This is a genomic window from Roseofilum sp. Guam (assembly GCF_017746735.1).
In the GTDB taxonomy this organism is placed as follows: domain Bacteria; phylum Cyanobacteriota; class Cyanobacteriia; order Cyanobacteriales; family Desertifilaceae; genus Roseofilum; species Roseofilum reptotaenium.
In genome coordinates, this window is the sequence record NZ_JAGHZN010000014.1 from 1 (window position 1) to 16,015 (window position 16,015).

Annotated in this window: 14 protein-coding genes and 1 pseudogene; 11 read left to right on the top strand and 4 right to left on the bottom strand. The window is 45.6% G+C overall.

Translation table 11 applies throughout. From position 1 onward, the window contains the following. Positions 1–114: 114 nt before the first annotated feature. Complete coding sequence (locus J7529_RS06665; protein ID WP_318728335.1) at positions 115–1,236, bottom strand: GTP-binding protein; 1,122 nt, start codon at positions 1,234–1,236, stop codon at positions 115–117. 253 nt (positions 1,237–1,489) lie between these two features. On the opposite strand from J7529_RS06665, the gene J7529_RS06670 reads away from it, so the two are divergent. The 3 genes from J7529_RS06670 (at position 1,490) to J7529_RS06680 (ending at position 3,862) form a co-directional block, all read left to right on the top strand. Next, positions 1,490–1,645: a hypothetical protein gene (locus J7529_RS06670; protein WP_318728336.1), complete on the top strand. Its 156-nt coding sequence runs from the start codon at positions 1,490–1,492 to the stop codon at positions 1,643–1,645. 384 nt (positions 1,646–2,029) lie between these two features. Continuing rightward, positions 2,030–3,172 (top strand): hypothetical protein, encoded by a 1,143-nt coding sequence (locus J7529_RS06675; protein ID WP_318728337.1) that lies wholly within the window; start codon positions 2,030–2,032, stop codon positions 3,170–3,172. A 111-nt stretch (positions 3,173–3,283) separates the two neighbouring features. Then, a complete protein-coding gene (locus J7529_RS06680) occupies positions 3,284–3,862 on the top strand; it encodes a TIGR04376 family protein (RefSeq protein WP_318728338.1) in 579 nt (192 codons plus the stop codon). A 37-nt stretch (positions 3,863–3,899) separates the two neighbouring features. On the opposite strand, the gene J7529_RS06685 is transcribed toward J7529_RS06680, so the two are convergent. Further along, complete coding sequence (locus J7529_RS06685; protein ID WP_318728339.1) at positions 3,900–6,236, bottom strand: phosphodiester glycosidase family protein; 2,337 nt, start codon at positions 6,234–6,236, stop codon at positions 3,900–3,902. Between J7529_RS06685 and J7529_RS06690 the strand changes: the two genes are divergently transcribed. The 5 genes from J7529_RS06690 to J7529_RS06710 all read left to right on the top strand — a co-directional run bounded on the left by J7529_RS06690 (position 6,211) and on the right by J7529_RS06710 (position 11,047). Then, positions 6,211–6,633 carry a hypothetical protein gene (locus J7529_RS06690; RefSeq protein WP_318728340.1) on the top strand — a complete coding sequence of 141 codons (423 nt, stop codon included), beginning with the start codon at positions 6,211–6,213 and terminating at the stop codon, positions 6,631–6,633. The genes J7529_RS06685 and J7529_RS06690 overlap by 26 nt on opposite strands. A gap of 158 nt (positions 6,634–6,791) precedes the next feature. After that, positions 6,792–7,067, top strand: a complete 276-nt coding sequence (locus J7529_RS06695) for a hypothetical protein (RefSeq protein ID WP_271943872.1) — start codon at positions 6,792–6,794, stop codon at positions 7,065–7,067. Between the two features lie 4 nt (positions 7,068–7,071). Beyond that, positions 7,072–7,467, top strand: a complete 396-nt coding sequence (vapC, locus tag J7529_RS06700; RefSeq protein WP_318728341.1) for a type II toxin-antitoxin system tRNA(fMet)-specific endonuclease VapC — start codon at positions 7,072–7,074, stop codon at positions 7,465–7,467. Between the two features lie 88 nt (positions 7,468–7,555). Then, positions 7,556–8,950 carry an ABC transporter substrate-binding protein gene (locus J7529_RS06705; protein ID WP_318728342.1) on the top strand — a complete coding sequence of 465 codons (1,395 nt, stop codon included), beginning with the start codon at positions 7,556–7,558 and terminating at the stop codon, positions 8,948–8,950. Then, positions 8,951–11,047, top strand: a complete 2,097-nt coding sequence (locus tag J7529_RS06710; protein ID WP_318728343.1) for a sensor histidine kinase — start codon at positions 8,951–8,953, stop codon at positions 11,045–11,047. Between the two features lie 46 nt (positions 11,048–11,093). Here J7529_RS06710 and cysK read toward each other — a convergent pair whose 3' ends face one another. Both cysK and J7529_RS06720 read right to left on the bottom strand, forming a co-directional pair. Then, entirely contained in the window at positions 11,094–12,026 is a 933-nt protein-coding gene (gene cysK, locus J7529_RS06715; protein WP_271943882.1) for a cysteine synthase A, read from the bottom strand. 42 nt (positions 12,027–12,068) lie between these two features. Next, positions 12,069–14,696, bottom strand: coding sequence for a cyclic nucleotide-binding domain-containing protein (locus tag J7529_RS06720; protein ID WP_318728344.1), 2,628 nt, complete (start codon positions 14,694–14,696; stop codon positions 12,069–12,071). A gap of 126 nt (positions 14,697–14,822) precedes the next feature. Here J7529_RS06720 and J7529_RS06725 point away from each other — a divergent pair. From J7529_RS06725 to J7529_RS06735, 3 genes and pseudogenes are all read left to right on the top strand, one after another. Beyond that, positions 14,823–15,230, top strand: a pseudogene (locus tag J7529_RS06725) (DUF1810 domain-containing protein). A gap of 150 nt (positions 15,231–15,380) precedes the next feature. Beyond that, positions 15,381–15,695 (top strand): hypothetical protein, encoded by a 315-nt coding sequence (locus J7529_RS06730; protein ID WP_318728345.1) that lies wholly within the window; start codon positions 15,381–15,383, stop codon positions 15,693–15,695. Then, positions 15,670–15,906 (top strand): hypothetical protein, encoded by a 237-nt coding sequence (locus J7529_RS06735; RefSeq protein WP_318728346.1) that lies wholly within the window; start codon positions 15,670–15,672, stop codon positions 15,904–15,906. The genes J7529_RS06730 and J7529_RS06735 overlap by 26 nt, the downstream gene beginning before the upstream one ends. Positions 15,907–16,015 lie beyond the last annotated feature (109 nt).

A 16,015-nucleotide genomic window follows, 5' to 3' on the forward strand; every position in this document is an offset into this window, starting at 1 on the left:
AAACTCAAGCATCTGTATCCTGTTTTTGAGATGGATGACGAGTTCGATTCTATTGCCTCATTTTAGCTGTGTCAAGGCAGTAGGGTGCGTTCTTAACGCACCCTCAAGAACGCCTTATCCCCCAAAGCCTTGACCGCGATGGTTTGAGGTTAGAGTTAAACAATTATTCAACTGGGAAAGCAGTGTTTCTTTGTCCAAATCTTGACCAATTAACACAAGCTGGTTTTTCGGTTCCCCTTTCCATTCTTTATCGTCGAGCGTAAACCGTTTACCACTCAGGTGGAAGATATGGCACATGGGGCTTTCTTCAAACCAGAGAATCCCCTTAGCGCGAAAAATATTTGCGGGTAACTGGTGATCGAGAAACTTTTGAAACTTCTTAATCGAAAAGGGGCGATCGCTCTGAAATGAAATCGACATAAATCCATCATTTTCCAAATGGTGAGAATGATGGTGATCATGATCGTGATGCTGGTGATGTTCATGATCGTGATCGTGATGGTGGTGATGCTCATGATCGTGATCGTGATGGTGATGATCATGATCGTGGTGATGACCATGATCGGCTTCTTCTTCAAAATATTTATCGGACTCAAATAAACCCACACTCAAAACCAATGGTAAAGACACCTCACTATTTACTGTCTTTAAAATCCGAGCATCGGGCTTAATATCGCGGATTTTCACCTCTACAAGATCTACATGCGCTTCATCAACCAGATCCGTCTTATTCAACAGAATAATATCCCCATAAGCAATCTGACTATAGGCTGCTTCTGAATTAAACAAATCCAAGCTAAAATTCTCCGAATCCACCAGTGTGACAATCGAATCTAGACGGGTTAGATCTCGTAATTCCGTACCCAAAAATGTGAGTGCTACTGGAAGCGGATCGGCGACTCCTGTTGTTTCTACCACCAAATAATCTAAGTTTTGTTGGCGTTCTAGGACACGATAAACGGCATCAGCCAACTCATTATTAATGGTGCAGCAAATACAACCATTACTCAACTCCACCATATCTTCACCAGTGGAAACAATTAGCTCATTATCAATGCCTATTTCGCCAAACTCATTGACAAGAACAGCCGTTTTTACGCCCTGTTGGTTACTGAGAATATGATTAAGCAGGGTTGTTTTCCCACTTCCGAGGAACCCCGTGATGATGGTTACGGGTAAAGGAGGTAAAGCGGTGTCTTGCTGTTCAGATGGGTTGGAGGTTACTGCTGAGGTCATAATGGTACTGTGCAAACGAGTCTCAATTTGTCTATTATCACCCATAAATAGGGAATTGGGCGATCGCCCGACCAATCCAGTCGATCTGAGTTATCAGTCAAGGGGACAATAAGATATAATTAATACCCATAAGATTGACAGACTAGCTAAGTACGGATACGGTGGAGAAGCAAAGTAAACCGCGATCGCCACTCAAGCAGACAGAATGATTACAGATTAAGCGATCGCCGTTGAGTCATTGGCGGCGATTAAGATGTCTAAAAAAGCGGTTCATTCCATTACAGAAAAAATTAAGTTTTCCGGTCTTTTGATGGTATCACCTGTGATTAATTTGATTGCAGAATCAGTAGTTTTATATTCTTTAGAAGCATATCAGGGAATTAGTATGATGACGGCTAAAGATTTTTAGCAAAGATATTTTGAAAGTAATTAAGGGTGACAACCGTATGAGAGCTTCTAGAGGTAAAGCTTTTGAAGATCGCCCCACCATAGCGAGTCAACTGGATTGAGGACAGTTTAGCTAAAAAAAATTTCCCACTCTTCCGGATTCAGAAGAGCCAGCTAGGGATAGTGGTATGGTAGATGCACCCTGATGATTCCCCTTGGCTCCCCCGCTAAGGGGTTTTTTTTGAGATGGAGGGGGGGAATGGAGGATCGGGAGACGCGGAGATTCCTCATTACCAAATTACCAATTACCAATTATCGATTACCCATTACAGTGGCATCATGTTAGAGTGATGGCATAAAATCAGTGCAACCCATTGAGCCAACAAGATTAAACGAACCCTCTGCTATGGATCGGGATTTTGATAAACGCGATAACGAGTCTGACTTGAATACAGATTCTATCCCTATGGCTTCTTGGTCAATGGAACAAGAGGTCAATGGGTTGATGGATGATTTGTTTGAAGATATTGACCGCGTGTTAGATCGCGGCGGCACTCTGCCGAAGGAACCGGTGCAACCGCAATCTGTTTCCCTCAAACCCTTGGATATTCCTTCGATGAAGTTGCCCCAGGCGATCGCCGAAAATCTGGCTCAGATCTCCCCAGAATTAGCCAGTTTAACCCGTATCCCTCAGATCGGGAATCAGACGAATACATTGACAACGGTAGAGGAGAGCCAAATGAGTTCCCCTACTGAGGAAAACCCAGAGATAGAATGGGCAAACTGGGCACAGGATTTAGAACCAACGGTATTACAAGAGGAAGAGGGGCTTCCAGTAGCTCCCCCTGCACCAACGGTTCAACCTTGGTGGGATCGTTGGCTATTGGTTGGGTTGGGGACGGCGATCGCCCTTCCCCTAGGTTGGTGGATATCCAGTAGCCAGGGAGGACAAGGGATACGCCAACAGTTTGCCCAGTTCTTACCCTCTAGTCAACCCAGTCCAGAACCCATGGCTCCGGTTGATTTGTCCTCCACAGCTTTAGCGGATGAAGAGTTTGCCAATTATATGCAACGTGCTTTGAAGTTAAAGGATCAGTTAGAGCAAAATCAGGAGGAGCCACAACTGAGTGACTCTGAAGGTGAAGCGTCTCAAACCCCTCCATCTGCTCCCAGTCAAATTTTGGAGCGCGTGTATATTCCCGTTTATCAACCGACTCCAGCACCTGCACCTTCTCCAGAGGTGGCGGCTGCACCGTTACCGAGTCCTACTGATGATAGCGCGTCCCCTTCCCCCGTGCCGTCACCCGTTGCTCCCCAGGCGAGCAGTAGTCCACCAGAGAGTCCGCCAGAGAATATGATGTTGACAGGAATTCTGGAATTGGGCGATCGCTCGGCTGCCTTATTTGAAATTGAGGGCATGTCTCGGCGGTTTCAAGTCGGAGAAATGATTGGTTCGAGTGGATGGATGTTGGTGGATATTGTCAATCAAGAAGCCGTTATTCGTCGTAATGGCGAAGTGCGATCGGTGTTTGTCGGTCAAAAGTTTTGAGAGTTACTGTAGGGGCAGGTTGACTAAATTCTCTGGTTTTCTAATCCAAGTGTTAGCGAACCTCCCCTTACAACGGGTTTACGATTCTGTCAGTGGAAGGAGGAGAAAATAGTGGGTATTTTTGATGATATTAATCGCTTTTTAGAAGATCGTTTGGATGAATTTCTGCGCAAGCATCCCCAGTTGGAGCTATCGATTTTAGAAGATCAGCTCCATGAACAACAGGAAGATACCCTGCGCCTGATTGTCGATTTACAGCGTCAGGAAAAACAAGCCCAAGAAGAAATTATAGCAACGGCTCAGGAAATTCAGCGTTGGCATACTTGGGTGCAAAAGGCAACTGCAAAAGGGCGCATGGATTTAGCACAAGCAGCACAAGAGAGAGAAAATGCCCTGTTGCATAAAGGGAATCAGTTATGGGGAAAAATGCAAGGCTGTAAACAGAGAATTGCCAAAGCCAAAGAACTATATCAGGAAATTAAAAAGCGCAAGGAAGAGGTTCATGCTAGGGTTTTACAAATGGAAGCTGAAGCCAGTGCCAGTGAGCAACAAAAAACAACCCATTCTCCTCCTGGTTGGAATCAGGGTTACACTCCCATTGGCAGTAGTCCCGATCAGTTAGAAGAAGAATTTCGCCGTTGGGAAGCCGATCAAGAATTGCAAGATTTGAAAGACCAGATGAAGAAATAAGCTGTAATGATTAGGGTTAATTGTTATTTTCAGAAACCTAACCGTAATGATGACTGAAAATTCCTAAGCCATTATGAACTCTAGCCGCAGTCGAAGGGGGACGGTTAATCATTTGTCCGCCGAGGATCAAACTGGTGGAACTACCGCCATCTAAGTTTAAGGCGTGAATGGCTCCAAGTTTTTGCATGAGTTCGGCAGTTTCGGTTAAGCTGGCTCCTAATCCACCGATGCGGTTATGGATGGTGACGAGTATCAATTCACCAGAGTTAGTAATTCCGAAAATACTGCGAATGGCAGATTGTTGGGCAAAGGCACGGCTAAATCCTTCCGCTTGAGCATCAACGACAATTTGTTGATTTTTGATTAGTAAGGGACCGCCGCCGATAATATGGGGAAAGGAATTAAAGTTAGAGGGATTAGTGGTACTTTCTAAGGTTACGGTTGTGCCAGGCATCAGGCTGGCTTTGGCGCTAGAGAGCGATCGCAAAACCAATAAGTATCCCGTATCGGGAATATCAGTTTCTTCCGCAATCTCCACATGGCGCGACACTTGGTTATTCTCCACTACAATAATCACTTCTCCGGCAGTTAAGGGCGTGTAACTCTTACCCCATTGAGGTGTAAAGCGAGAAATTCCTCCTTTAACATAGCCACTGTTGAGAACAACCAAAGTAAATTGTCCGCCAGTTGATGTAGTAATTACTTCTTCTAGGGCGAGGCGGTCAATGGCAGTGCTGCCCTGATTATCCCAGGCGATCGCCCCCCGATTCAAGATGGGCCCAGAATACCAGGTTCCGTGCCAACGAATTGCCCCCAAAGGTAATCGGTTATTGCGGTTAAAAAATCCAGCATTAATGGCAGCTAGAGTTTTACAAAATTCTCCCATTTTTAATAAGGGAGTTGTACCTTCCATGGTGTGAGCGTAAGTCCAAATCGGTTCTAAATTCAGTTTCGGCGTTTGATTTGGAGACAGCGTTAAGGACGTAACCGGAAAACGATCGGAACCTAAGGATACATATTCTTCTTTCCAGCGCAGTCCCGGCAACCAAATAATATTTCGGTTGCGGGGAATATCGGGGCGAATCTCCAGAATTAAGGTATAGGGATTGGTTTGAGTAATGGCTTTTACGGATAGTCCAGGAGGAAGATTGCCTTGAATTAAAAGATGCTGGGGATCGGCCGTTATTGTCGGGCGTAACGGTTGGGACGTATCGGCAATGACTTCTCCTTCATTCACTTCTTCGGAGGAAGGTCGAGGACTTTCAGGGGTAACGATTGAGGGGTTTTGATAGTCGTCTAAAATACTTTGCTTAATCGCTGTATCCAGGGTAACTTGCCAATCAAACGTATCTTGTCGGAGTTGATAGGGGGTGGGTTCGGTGAGGTTAATTTTCAGACGCAAACCGATCGCACGATCGCCCTCAAACAGATTTTCCGTTTGTATCCCAGTAACATTTGTCATCGGCTTCGTGAGCACTAACGTATCGCCGTTAACCGCCATCATTAACGACTGCTGTTTTCGCCAGTTCGTAATCTCCAGATGACGATAATGGTTATGACGTTGCGCTGGCAGGGGAATGGGGAGAGAAAACCATTGAACCGGTTGTTGACTTGGGTTTTCCGTATTCAGCAAGTCAATTCCCATACCCTGAATCAGTCCAGCATCGGCGATCGCCGTTCGCGCGAATAAACCATTACTCCATTGATTCCAAGTTGCCGCACGGGTTTTTCCATTAATGGAAATCCGGGTTCCTTCCCGAATCGGGCCAGCCGGAAACACTTCTAAAATATAGTCTGAGGGAATCGGTTCCACTTTACCCAACAGCAGTAAAGATTGATAGAAAAACGCCGCCACTTCTGCACGAGTTGCATCCCGGTTGGCGTGGAAAACCCTTAGATCTGGATAGTTCACCACCAGGTTAGCGCGGGTTGCTAAATGCAGCGCATCCCGACCATATTGGGGCACACTGGAGGCATCTTCATAAATGTCTTCTAGGGGAGCAAGAGGTTGACTGCGATCGACCAGGGTATGAACCCGCAACCCACTGACTAAAGAGACAATAATCTGAATCCGGGTAACATTGGCTTGGGGTCGAAATCGACGACCTGGAAAGCCTGATATAAAGTTGGTCTCGTAAGCCCAAATGATGGCTTGAGTCGCCCAAAAATTCGCTCCAACATCGATAAACGGCGTGTAGGGTCTTTTTTGGGGTTGTTGTAGGGCAGCTTGGAGTATAACGGCATATTCAGCGCGAGTCATGGGGCGATCGGGCCGAAATGTCCCATCAGGGAATCCATTGACAATGCGGCGATCGCGCAATGCTTGGATAAAGGGGAATGCCCAATGATTGAGAGTATCGGGAAAGGAAGACATCGTTCAATTAAAAATTAAAAATGATTATAACGGACTAGCCGAACAGGATATGATTGCCAATCTAATTTTATCAATGTTGATCACCGTGGGTTTGGCCATACTGGGCATTTGGTTTGCAGGACTCCCCGGTTATTTTATTGTCTGGCTCTCCCAACCTTTTATCCGGTTTTGTTTTGGTCAAAGGGCCCTATCTAATTTGAATGCTCAACAAAGTTTTGCCGCAGTTTTTCTGGTATCTTTGTTTTGGGGATTTAATGTTCTTCCTGGGTATTTAGTGGCGTTTGTTTGGCTAAAAGAATATACCTTGATCAGTCAAATTCCAATTTTTGTGGGTGTGGTGTATATAGGCAGTATGATCGTTGCTCTGCTAACCTATGGCTGGGTTTTGGGAAAATAGAAAGCTAATTGCTCCTTGAGAGGCAAGTAGCTCTCAGCTTGTTGTTAAGCGCATTTTCACATAAAAATGGTCTCAGGAGTAAGGTGTATTGATGACAGTGAAGAGGGTTTGTTAAAATCAGATCAACGTTCACGTTCTATGTAGACAGAGGTTGTTACATGACGATTATTCTTGATAATCTTGAGCCAGAAATATTAGAAAAACTCAAAAACACAGCCATTTCTCATGGTCGAACCGTGACAGAAGAAATTAAGGTTATTTTAACCGAAAAGTTAGATCAACCCCAAAAAATGAAAAATCCTGAAGAATTAGGGTGGAGTGAAGGATTCTTTGAGAAAACAGCAGGGGCTTGTGCGGATGATCCGATTCGGATTGACAGTGGAGGAATTGACTCCAACTTAGATCATTCTTTTGCCAATGTATTGAATGATTAATTCCATGATATATTTGTTGTATACCAATGTAATTATTACATACTTAAATAATCGTTCTACCGCTATTAGAGAACGCTTGCAGCAAATACCGGTTCAGAATATTTGTGTTTGTTCTGTTGTTAAAGCTGAATTGTTTTATGGCGCAAACAAAAGCAATAATCCGGTCAAGACATTATTCAGGCAAAAAGAGTTTTTGTCTGAATTTATCTCTCTTCCATTTGACGATCATTCAGCCGAAGTCTATGGAAGTATTCGAGCAGACTTAGAGCGAAAAGGAACGCCGATTGGTGCGTATGATTTGCAAATTGCAGCGATCGCCTATAACTTAACCCTGGTAACCCATAATACCAGGGAATTTGCACGAATTGATCGGCTATCCTACGAAGATTGGAATGCTTAGGGAATAGAATAGAAGAGACACAGGAAATCACTATACACCCGTTCCAACTATAGATCGATAACCTTAAAGTTTTTGAAGTTGAAAAATCATGAAAATTTTGCGATCAAAGAAATTAATGGGTTTATGTTGCTCAGTTTTACTTCTAGCAAGTTGTGGCGCTTCAGTAGACACACCCTCCACACAGAGCGGCCAAAACCCATCCCCATCCGATGGAACCATCACGATCTGGTGGACTAGAAGTTTCTACATTCAAGAAGATGAAGCCCTTGAAGCCGCGATCGCGCAATGGGAAAAGGAAACTGGGCACACAGCAGAACTGTTTTTTTTCGATGAAGACGATCTTCCCGGCAAAATTGCCAATGCCCTCAAAAGGAACGCTCCCCCCGAAATTGTTTTTTCGCCCCGTATTGCTTTTACCAGTGTCCCGCTGTGGGCTTGGGAAGGCAAACTCGCTGATGTATCCTCTGTCGTGGAACCCCTCAAAGAACAATATAGTTCTTCTGCCATCGAAGCCGTTTCCCTTTATAACCAGAAGTCCCAAAAGCGCTCTATCTATGCGACCCCTATTGGACAACGAACGATACACATTCATTATTGGCGAGACTTACTGGCAGAAGCGGGTTTAAACGAAGCTGATATTCCTCAAGAATGGGAGGCTTTTTGGAATTTTTGGAAACAGGCACAAGATAACTTACGAGCGAAAGGCTATACAGACATTTATTGCTGCGGTTTTCCCATGTCAGCCGAGGCCACGGATACACATTTTATATTTGAGCAGATTTTAGAGGCTTACGATATTCCCATTGTGGATGAAGAGGGCAATCTGATCGACAATCAGGAAATTCGCCAGCAGGTTGCTAGAGCCATGGAATTTTTCGCCAGTTTTTATCGCGAGGGCTATGTGTCTCCAGATGCAGACAATTGGACGAATGGGAGTAACAATAAAGCATTCCTTAACCAAAATGTCTTAATGACGATTAATCCTACGTTATCTATCCCAAACGCTCAAAAAGAAGATGAAGAAATTTATCAAGAGCGCATTGTAACGATTGGATTTCCCCAAGAACCCGATGGGGAAATCCCGCGCTATGTCGTTACACTCAAGCAGGTGGCCCTATTTGAATCTTCTCCCAATCCAGAAATTGCCAAAGATTTTCTCTCTTACTTCATCGAGCCAGAACATCTCGAGCCGTATCTGGAAAACTCGTTGGGTCGTTACTTTCCAGTTATGCCAGAACTCGCCGCCAAGCCATTTTGGAACGATCCAGCCGATCCTCATGTTTTTGCAGCCACCCAACAGTTCCAAAGAGGAGAAACGATTCCCTCTGCCCAATCTCTCAACCCAGCTTATAGTACCTTACAGTCTGAAAATATTTGGGGCCTGGCGATCGAGGGAATGGTTGCAGAGGGGAAATCTGGGGAGGAAGCCACCGAAGAGGCATTTTCCAGAATTCGCGAAATTTTTAGAGAATGGGAAAGATAGTTGAGACAATTACCCGTGATGAAGATGCTCAAAGTCTGGAAAAAAAGCCTCCTCGTCCAAATTGTCGGTTCTTTCTCGACTCTCTCCTTTGCGATCGTTGCTTTAACCAGCTATTTGGCTTTCGTGCAAGCAAAAGAATCTCTGAAGGAATCAATTTTCGATCGCCTGACAGCGGTGGCTTCCCTCAAAGAAGGAGAATTAAATCATTGGTTGCTCGATCGCCGCAATAAACTCCTCGCCTTGAATCAATTGCCAGAAGTCGGGATGCAGGCTCGAATATTACTGTCCGCGCAGCGATCGACCCCAGAATATCAAGCAGCTTTGGTTCAGTTGCAGACCGCTCTAAGTGGGTTTATTCGTGATCGCTCCGATTTTCACGAAATATTTCTACTCACTCGAGGCGGACGAGTTCTCGTTTCCACTGAACTGGAGAAAATCGGCAACTACGAACCCCTCCCCCGAAGTAGCGAGGCGATTGAAGGAAGGGAGAACAGTTTTACTGTCAACTTTTATCGTCTTCAAGATAGCGATCGCCCTGCTTTGACCATCACGACCCCTATATTAGACGGAACGGGCAAACGGATGGGACTGCTTGCCGTGCATCTCAACCTCGAGCGTCTCGATCGGATTGTGCGAGATAATCGCGGTTTGGGTAAGACAGGAGAAACCTATACAATCGTTGATTTTGGCAACGGTTTTGTCCATCACTATGCCTTTATTTCCTCTGAAGGCTTCGGTTCAGACGAGTTTCCTGATGGGATAGAGAGCGAGGGGATCGTGGCAGCAATGGAGGGCAACGACAATCGCGGTCTCTATCGCAACTATCGCAATATTCCTGTCATCGGTGCTTATCGTTGGTTGGAGCGGCATGACGCGGGTTTACTCGTGGAAATGGAGCAGTCAGAAGCCTTCGCCCCTGCTCGTCGCCTTGCTTATCAGATTATTTTTGCCGGTTTGAGTCTATCTGGAATTTTAGCGATCGCAATGGTGTTGGTCGGTCGCCAGATCGTCAAGCCGATTTTAGCGATCGCCCAAGCCGCGAGATCCCTTGAGAGCCAGATTAAAATCGGAGAGTTTAGCCATCTGCAACCTACGCCAATTTTAACCGAAAATGAAATTGGTTGTCTGGCCAAAACCTTCAATCAAATGAGTTATCAGTTGCAATATTCCTACGAAAAATTGCAAGAATACAGTCATGATTTAGAGTCTAAAGTTTCGGCACGAACTCAAGAATTAAATTATAAAAACAAGCATTTACAAGAGACTTTAAATCAACTCGAACGCACTCAAATTCAACTCATTCAAAACGAAAAAATGGCGAGCTTGGGTCAAATGGTGGCAGGAATTGCTCACGAAATCAATAATCCAGTTAGTTTTATTGCCGGCAATCTCCAACATTTGCAAGAATACGCAACCTCTTTACTTCATTTGATCGATCTCTATGAAACCGAATATCCTGAAGATACTGCGGCGATCGCTGATGAAAAAGAAGAAATCGATCTCGATTTTGTCCAAAGAGACTTACCCAAAATGTTGAATTCCATCAAACTGGGTACGACTCGCATTCGGGAGATTGTCATCAGCTTGCGTAATTTTTCTCGCTTGGATGAAGCGGATTGCAAAGCAGTGGATCTCCATGAAGGACTTGATAGTACACTCTTGATTTTACAGAATCGGATCAAAGTCGCACCCAATCGCCCAGAAATTAAAATAGTTAAAGAATATGCCTCTCTCCCCCCAATCGAATGTTACCCTAGTCAACTCAATCAAGTTTTTCTCAACCTTATCAGTAATGCAATTGATGTTTTAGAACCGGGCGCGATCGCTGGGGAAATCGAAGAGCCAACCATTCGCATCCGCACCCTGTTAGAGGAACAAAACGCGATCGTCGCGATCGCCGATAACGGCCCCGGAATTCCTGAAGAAATCCGTCATAAAATATTCGATCCATTTTTCACGACAAAGGAAATTGGCAAAGGAACGGGATTAGGGTTATCGATTAGTTATTCCATTGTCGTTGAGCGCCATGGTGGCGATCTAACTTGTAGATCTTTTCCCGGTCAAGGTACTGAATTTATCACCTCTATTCCCATTTAACCCATATTCCGCACGATACATTACATCAAATCCCCAAAATGCTGTATTAATATTGAAACAATGGAGTACTCAAGTAGCGATCGCCTCCACTCGGTTGAATCACCACAATCATCTGGCCTTGATGTTCTGGACGTTGGGCGACTTGCAGCGCCCCATAAACCGCCGCTCCCGTGGAAATACCGCTCAGAATTCCCTCTTCTTTGGCTAAACGGCGACCCATCTCATAGGCTTGCTCCTCAGAGATGCCTATGACCTCATCAATCAGATCTACTCGCAGCACATCAGGAATAAAGCCCGCGCCAATGCCTTGGAGATTATGGATATTGGCTTTTTCTCCACTTAAAACCGCACTGGTTTTCGGCTCGATCGCCACAATTTTAAGCCCTGGTTTCTTTTTTTTCAAATATAGACCTGCTCCTGTCAGGGTTCCCCCTGTGCCCACTCCCACCACCAAGACATCCAGCTTACCTTCAGTATCTGACCACAGTTCCGGCCCTGTCGTTTGGTAGTGGATTTTCGGATTTGCAGGATTACTAAACTGTTGAGGAGAAAAAGAATTAGGCGTACTCGCCAGTAATTCATTCGCCCGTTGAATGGCTCCAGCCATGTCCAAATGATCCGGAGTCAAGACCACCTCTGCACCATAAGCCTTGACCATCTGTTGACGCTCCCGGCTCATATGGTCTGGCATTGTCAAAACTAAGCGATAGTTTTTCGCTGCGCAAACCATCGCTAACCCAATCCCCGTATTGCCAGAGGTCGCCTCAATAATAGTAGACACGCCAGGGGTAATTAATCCCGCTTGCTCGGCTTCGGCGATCATACTCAAGGCAATTCGGTCTTTCACCGATTTAGCCGGATTCATCCCCTCTAGTTTCAGCACAATCTCGGCGTGACCATGTAATTGTTTGGGGAGATGCTGTAATTGGACAAGAGAAGTTGTGCCAATGAGTTCGGTAATGTTTTGATAAATCTGCATGTGAGAGAATAGGGAAATAAGAGAAGAAATGACTGTCAGCGTTTATAAAAGAAGTTGGAAAAAGATGGCAACGAAGCCTGCCATTAACAACAGATGGGGTAGGTTGCTCCAGAACGGACGTTGAGTAATTTTTAACAGGGGATAGAGACTAAAGGCGATCGCCCCCAACAGGGCCAGTCCTTGCAAAAAGACCGCCACATCCGAACTCCAGGTCAGCACCGGCCAACCCTCACCAGAAAAGCCAAACGTACGAGCTGTTACCGGTAACAGTTTGCCCGCTTCCGTCATCGCGGCTGGAATATAATAGGCTAAATTCACCCCCAACGTCATCGGCAAATAGGCATAAATTGTGACCAAATAGGGAGGCATTTCCCGGTCAAAGAGCCGGGCGATCGCATGAACCCCATAGGTTAAACCCCAAGGAATACTCAACAACAGTGCCACCACAGGCAAGGCCATAAACCAAGGTTGCCCCGTAATTAAAGTGCTATCCAGGCCAAAAAAGCTCAACACTTTGTCGGCAGAATGCATAAACACCCCACCAAACAAGAGTAGTAGTAGTGCCACTTCTGCCCAAAAGGGTTGGTGATTTTCCAATAAATCCGTCGCCACAAACCGCAGATTTAACTGTACCGAGCGGTTGGGACAAGCCTTTAAGCAGCTCATGCACAACACGCAATCTCGGTTATCCCGCAGTTGGGCAGGATGGGAATAGAGGGGACAGCCTTCTGTTGCTTGTCCCTCATTCGGTAGGGAATCCGCAAAGGTAACCGGAGTGGCATCACTGCCTTTATAACAGCCAAACGTACTACATTGACTTCCACAAATTTGCTGAGTCGATCGCAACTCAATCAAGGCCAGTTTGGCAAACATCCCATTCATGCCACCAATGGGACAGAGATACCGACACCACAAACGCCGCTCATAAATCAGGCTACAAATTACTGCACCAGCAGTAATGATCAGCAATAAATCAGAGGACAGATAGGGCGTATGGGGCAGATCTGCAAGTTTCTCCCAGAGATAAATAGCCACAAAACCGCCCCAGAGCAACCATGCTCCCCAACGATTCATCCATTTTGTGGGCCAAGGGAGCAGTTTACGGGGCCAAATCCATAGGGAGAGGGTTCTGATCCATTCTCCGGTCACCATAAATGGACAAACGGCACACCACAACCGACCAATAAAAGGGAAGAGAAACAGATAAAAGGGCCACCACCAAGCCCAAAAGAGATTCAGAGTCATGTTAGAGTCACGAGTCTGGGGGCCTAGATAGCCCATGAGGGTGACGGGGATAAACAGGAGCATGACGACAACCCAGAATCGTTTAGGCCACCAATCACTCAGCAGAAATCGACGCAACCAGGGCAGTTGATTGAGTAAATCGACGCGAAAGGCATTTTTTTGGGATTGAACTGACCAGAGGACTTGTTCGGGAATGATCGTTTGTCCGGGGGGAGTCATCAGCACCGCCCGTTTAAGGATGCTTTGCAGTTCGGCCACGTTGGCGGGATAGTCGTAGCTGATTAGACGGCGCAAATCTGCTTGATTGAGGCTTAAGGGCGATCGCTGAGTTTCTTGGCAGTATTTATGTAGAAAATACCGGGCAAATCCAGGAATATCTAGTTTACGCTGTTTCAGGGAGGGAAGTTTGAGGGTATGACAGGGGAACTTACCCAACGAGATCGAGGAAGGACTGCTGAGGATCAGACGCACCCAGGACTGGATCGGGGGGCCCTCTGGGTTGGGAGTGAGGAGGTTAGTGTGCAGATAGCTCAACAGGCGATCGCGGTCTTTTTGGCTTAGAAGCTGACAATTTTCAATTAATAAGGTTCCTCGCTCTAGGAGTTCAATCACTCCCAGTTGTTGACCCGCGTGACCAAAAAGGTCATCCGTATTCAGGGCCCCATTCTCCTCACGGGGAAGTAAGGCACAGTCGAGTTCAGCCCAGGGATGATCTTTAATTCCTGAATAGTGATGAATATAGCCAGCCAGAAAGGTTTTTCCCGCTCCAGGAGGGGATTGGAGTTGGATGGGTTTCAGGTCTAGGGTTGCTTGTTCAATCTGTGAAGCGAGTTTTTGGCCGATTTTGCTTTTGCCAATAATCAACTGATCCGTAGGAATTGGTCGGATAAAGGCTTGTAGTCCTTGGATGCGGATTTGTTCGGTCACGATGCGATCGGCAAAATGCTCTAAGTCTTGCGCTAGAAAGGTATTAAAGGCTTTTTCAATTTGTGGATATTGGGTGGTGAGCTGCTCAAAGTCTGTTTGGCTCAGAAACCAGAATTCGCTTTTGGCGATCACCACGGCATTGGTGCGATAGGTCGCCATCGGTTGGTGGAGGGCTAAGGGAGTATAACCAAACAGTTCTCCAGCGCTGTAATAGCGAATGTGGGTTTTGCCCACCAGGGAAGAGCGATAAATCTCCACCGAACCCCATTTGATTAGGTATAACCCAATCGGTTCTATGCCTTGGTGATAAATGTCTTGGTTGGGTTCCACTTTCAGCAAACGTAGAGATTGAGCGATCGCCTCAATTACGTTGTCGCTTAATTGTCCCCATACTCGATGAAAGCTTAACCAGTCGATACCGTCTGTAATCTCGGTTTCTTCCAGGGATATGTCTTGCTCTGGATGGGGCCGTAACGGAAGGAGTGAACTAGGAATCATGCTATCTGTGCCCGATGTAGCTCATCTATTATTTTAATATAGTTATGCAGTTATTGAAATTTTGTCTCCCCGTCAAGGTACTGAATTTATCATTTCGATTCCCATTTAATTGTTAATTGATATAACATGAACAGCGATCCCTACAAACTGAAACGTTTTCTAGGCGCACAAGCGACGATTTATGAGAAAGTCTTGGCTGAACTCAGAGCAGGTCAGAAGAAATCCCATTGGATGTGATATATTTTCCTCCAGTATCAAGGCTTAGGCTTTAGTATGATGTCGCAAAAGTATGCAATCCAAAGTCTAGACGAAGCTAGAGCTTATTTAGAGCATCCGGTTTTAGGCGATTGCTTGCTCGAATGTACGACAACGGTTTTAGGCATCACTGGGCGATCGGCACATGACATTTTTGGCTCCCCTGATGACCTCAAATTGCGATCATGTGTCACCTTATTTTCAGTTGTTTCACCCCCTGATTCTGTTTTTGTACAATTGATTGTTAGAGCAGTTTTACAACGGACAAAGAGAGACTAAGACGTTGGAGTTGTTGGATTCGAGCATTGAAAACAGGAGGTAGGGTGGGCAAGCTGATCGGGGTAGAGCGTCAATTCTCTATCTGTACCTTGCCCACCCTACAACACCTACTGTGAGATACGCTGTTACCCAAGCATCTATAACAGTTTCATGAAATTTGAAATTCCTACGCCGCTTGGATTTACAGTTAGAACCTCTGAAGAATACTGGCAACGGTTAATCATCAAGCACCCTGATATTGAGGAGTTGGAGAATCTCATCCAATTTGCTCTTTCAGCACCGGACGAGGTTCGACGCAGTAGCCGGGATGCAGAAGTATTATTGTTTTATCGGGTACGGCGAGAAGAACGTTGGGTTGTTGCAGTTGCGCGACGCTTAAATGGAGATGGATTTTTGATCACAGCCTACCAAACGGATGCGATTAGGAAGGGGAAACAGTATGGCTCAAATAAAGGTGTTTTATGAACCAGAAACGGAGCTATTGAGCGTGTTCTGGCAAGTTCCACGAATGAATCAAATTGCTACTGAGCTTGGAGATGGGGTGATTTTGATCAAGGATGGGATCAGTGGTGAGCCAATTGGCATAGAAGTGCTGTCCTACCGTCCTGGTGACGACCGCTTTGATGCCGTAAGTGTTGAATTAGGGAAAATGAGTTCGATGCAGCAAACCGGGTAACTAGACCGTTATACAACCGGGAGTAGGGGCGAAAAATTTTTCGCCCCTACTTATGATTTGGTCTTCAGGAGATCCTGTAGTAGTATTTGCTAATTGTTCCCCGATCGCG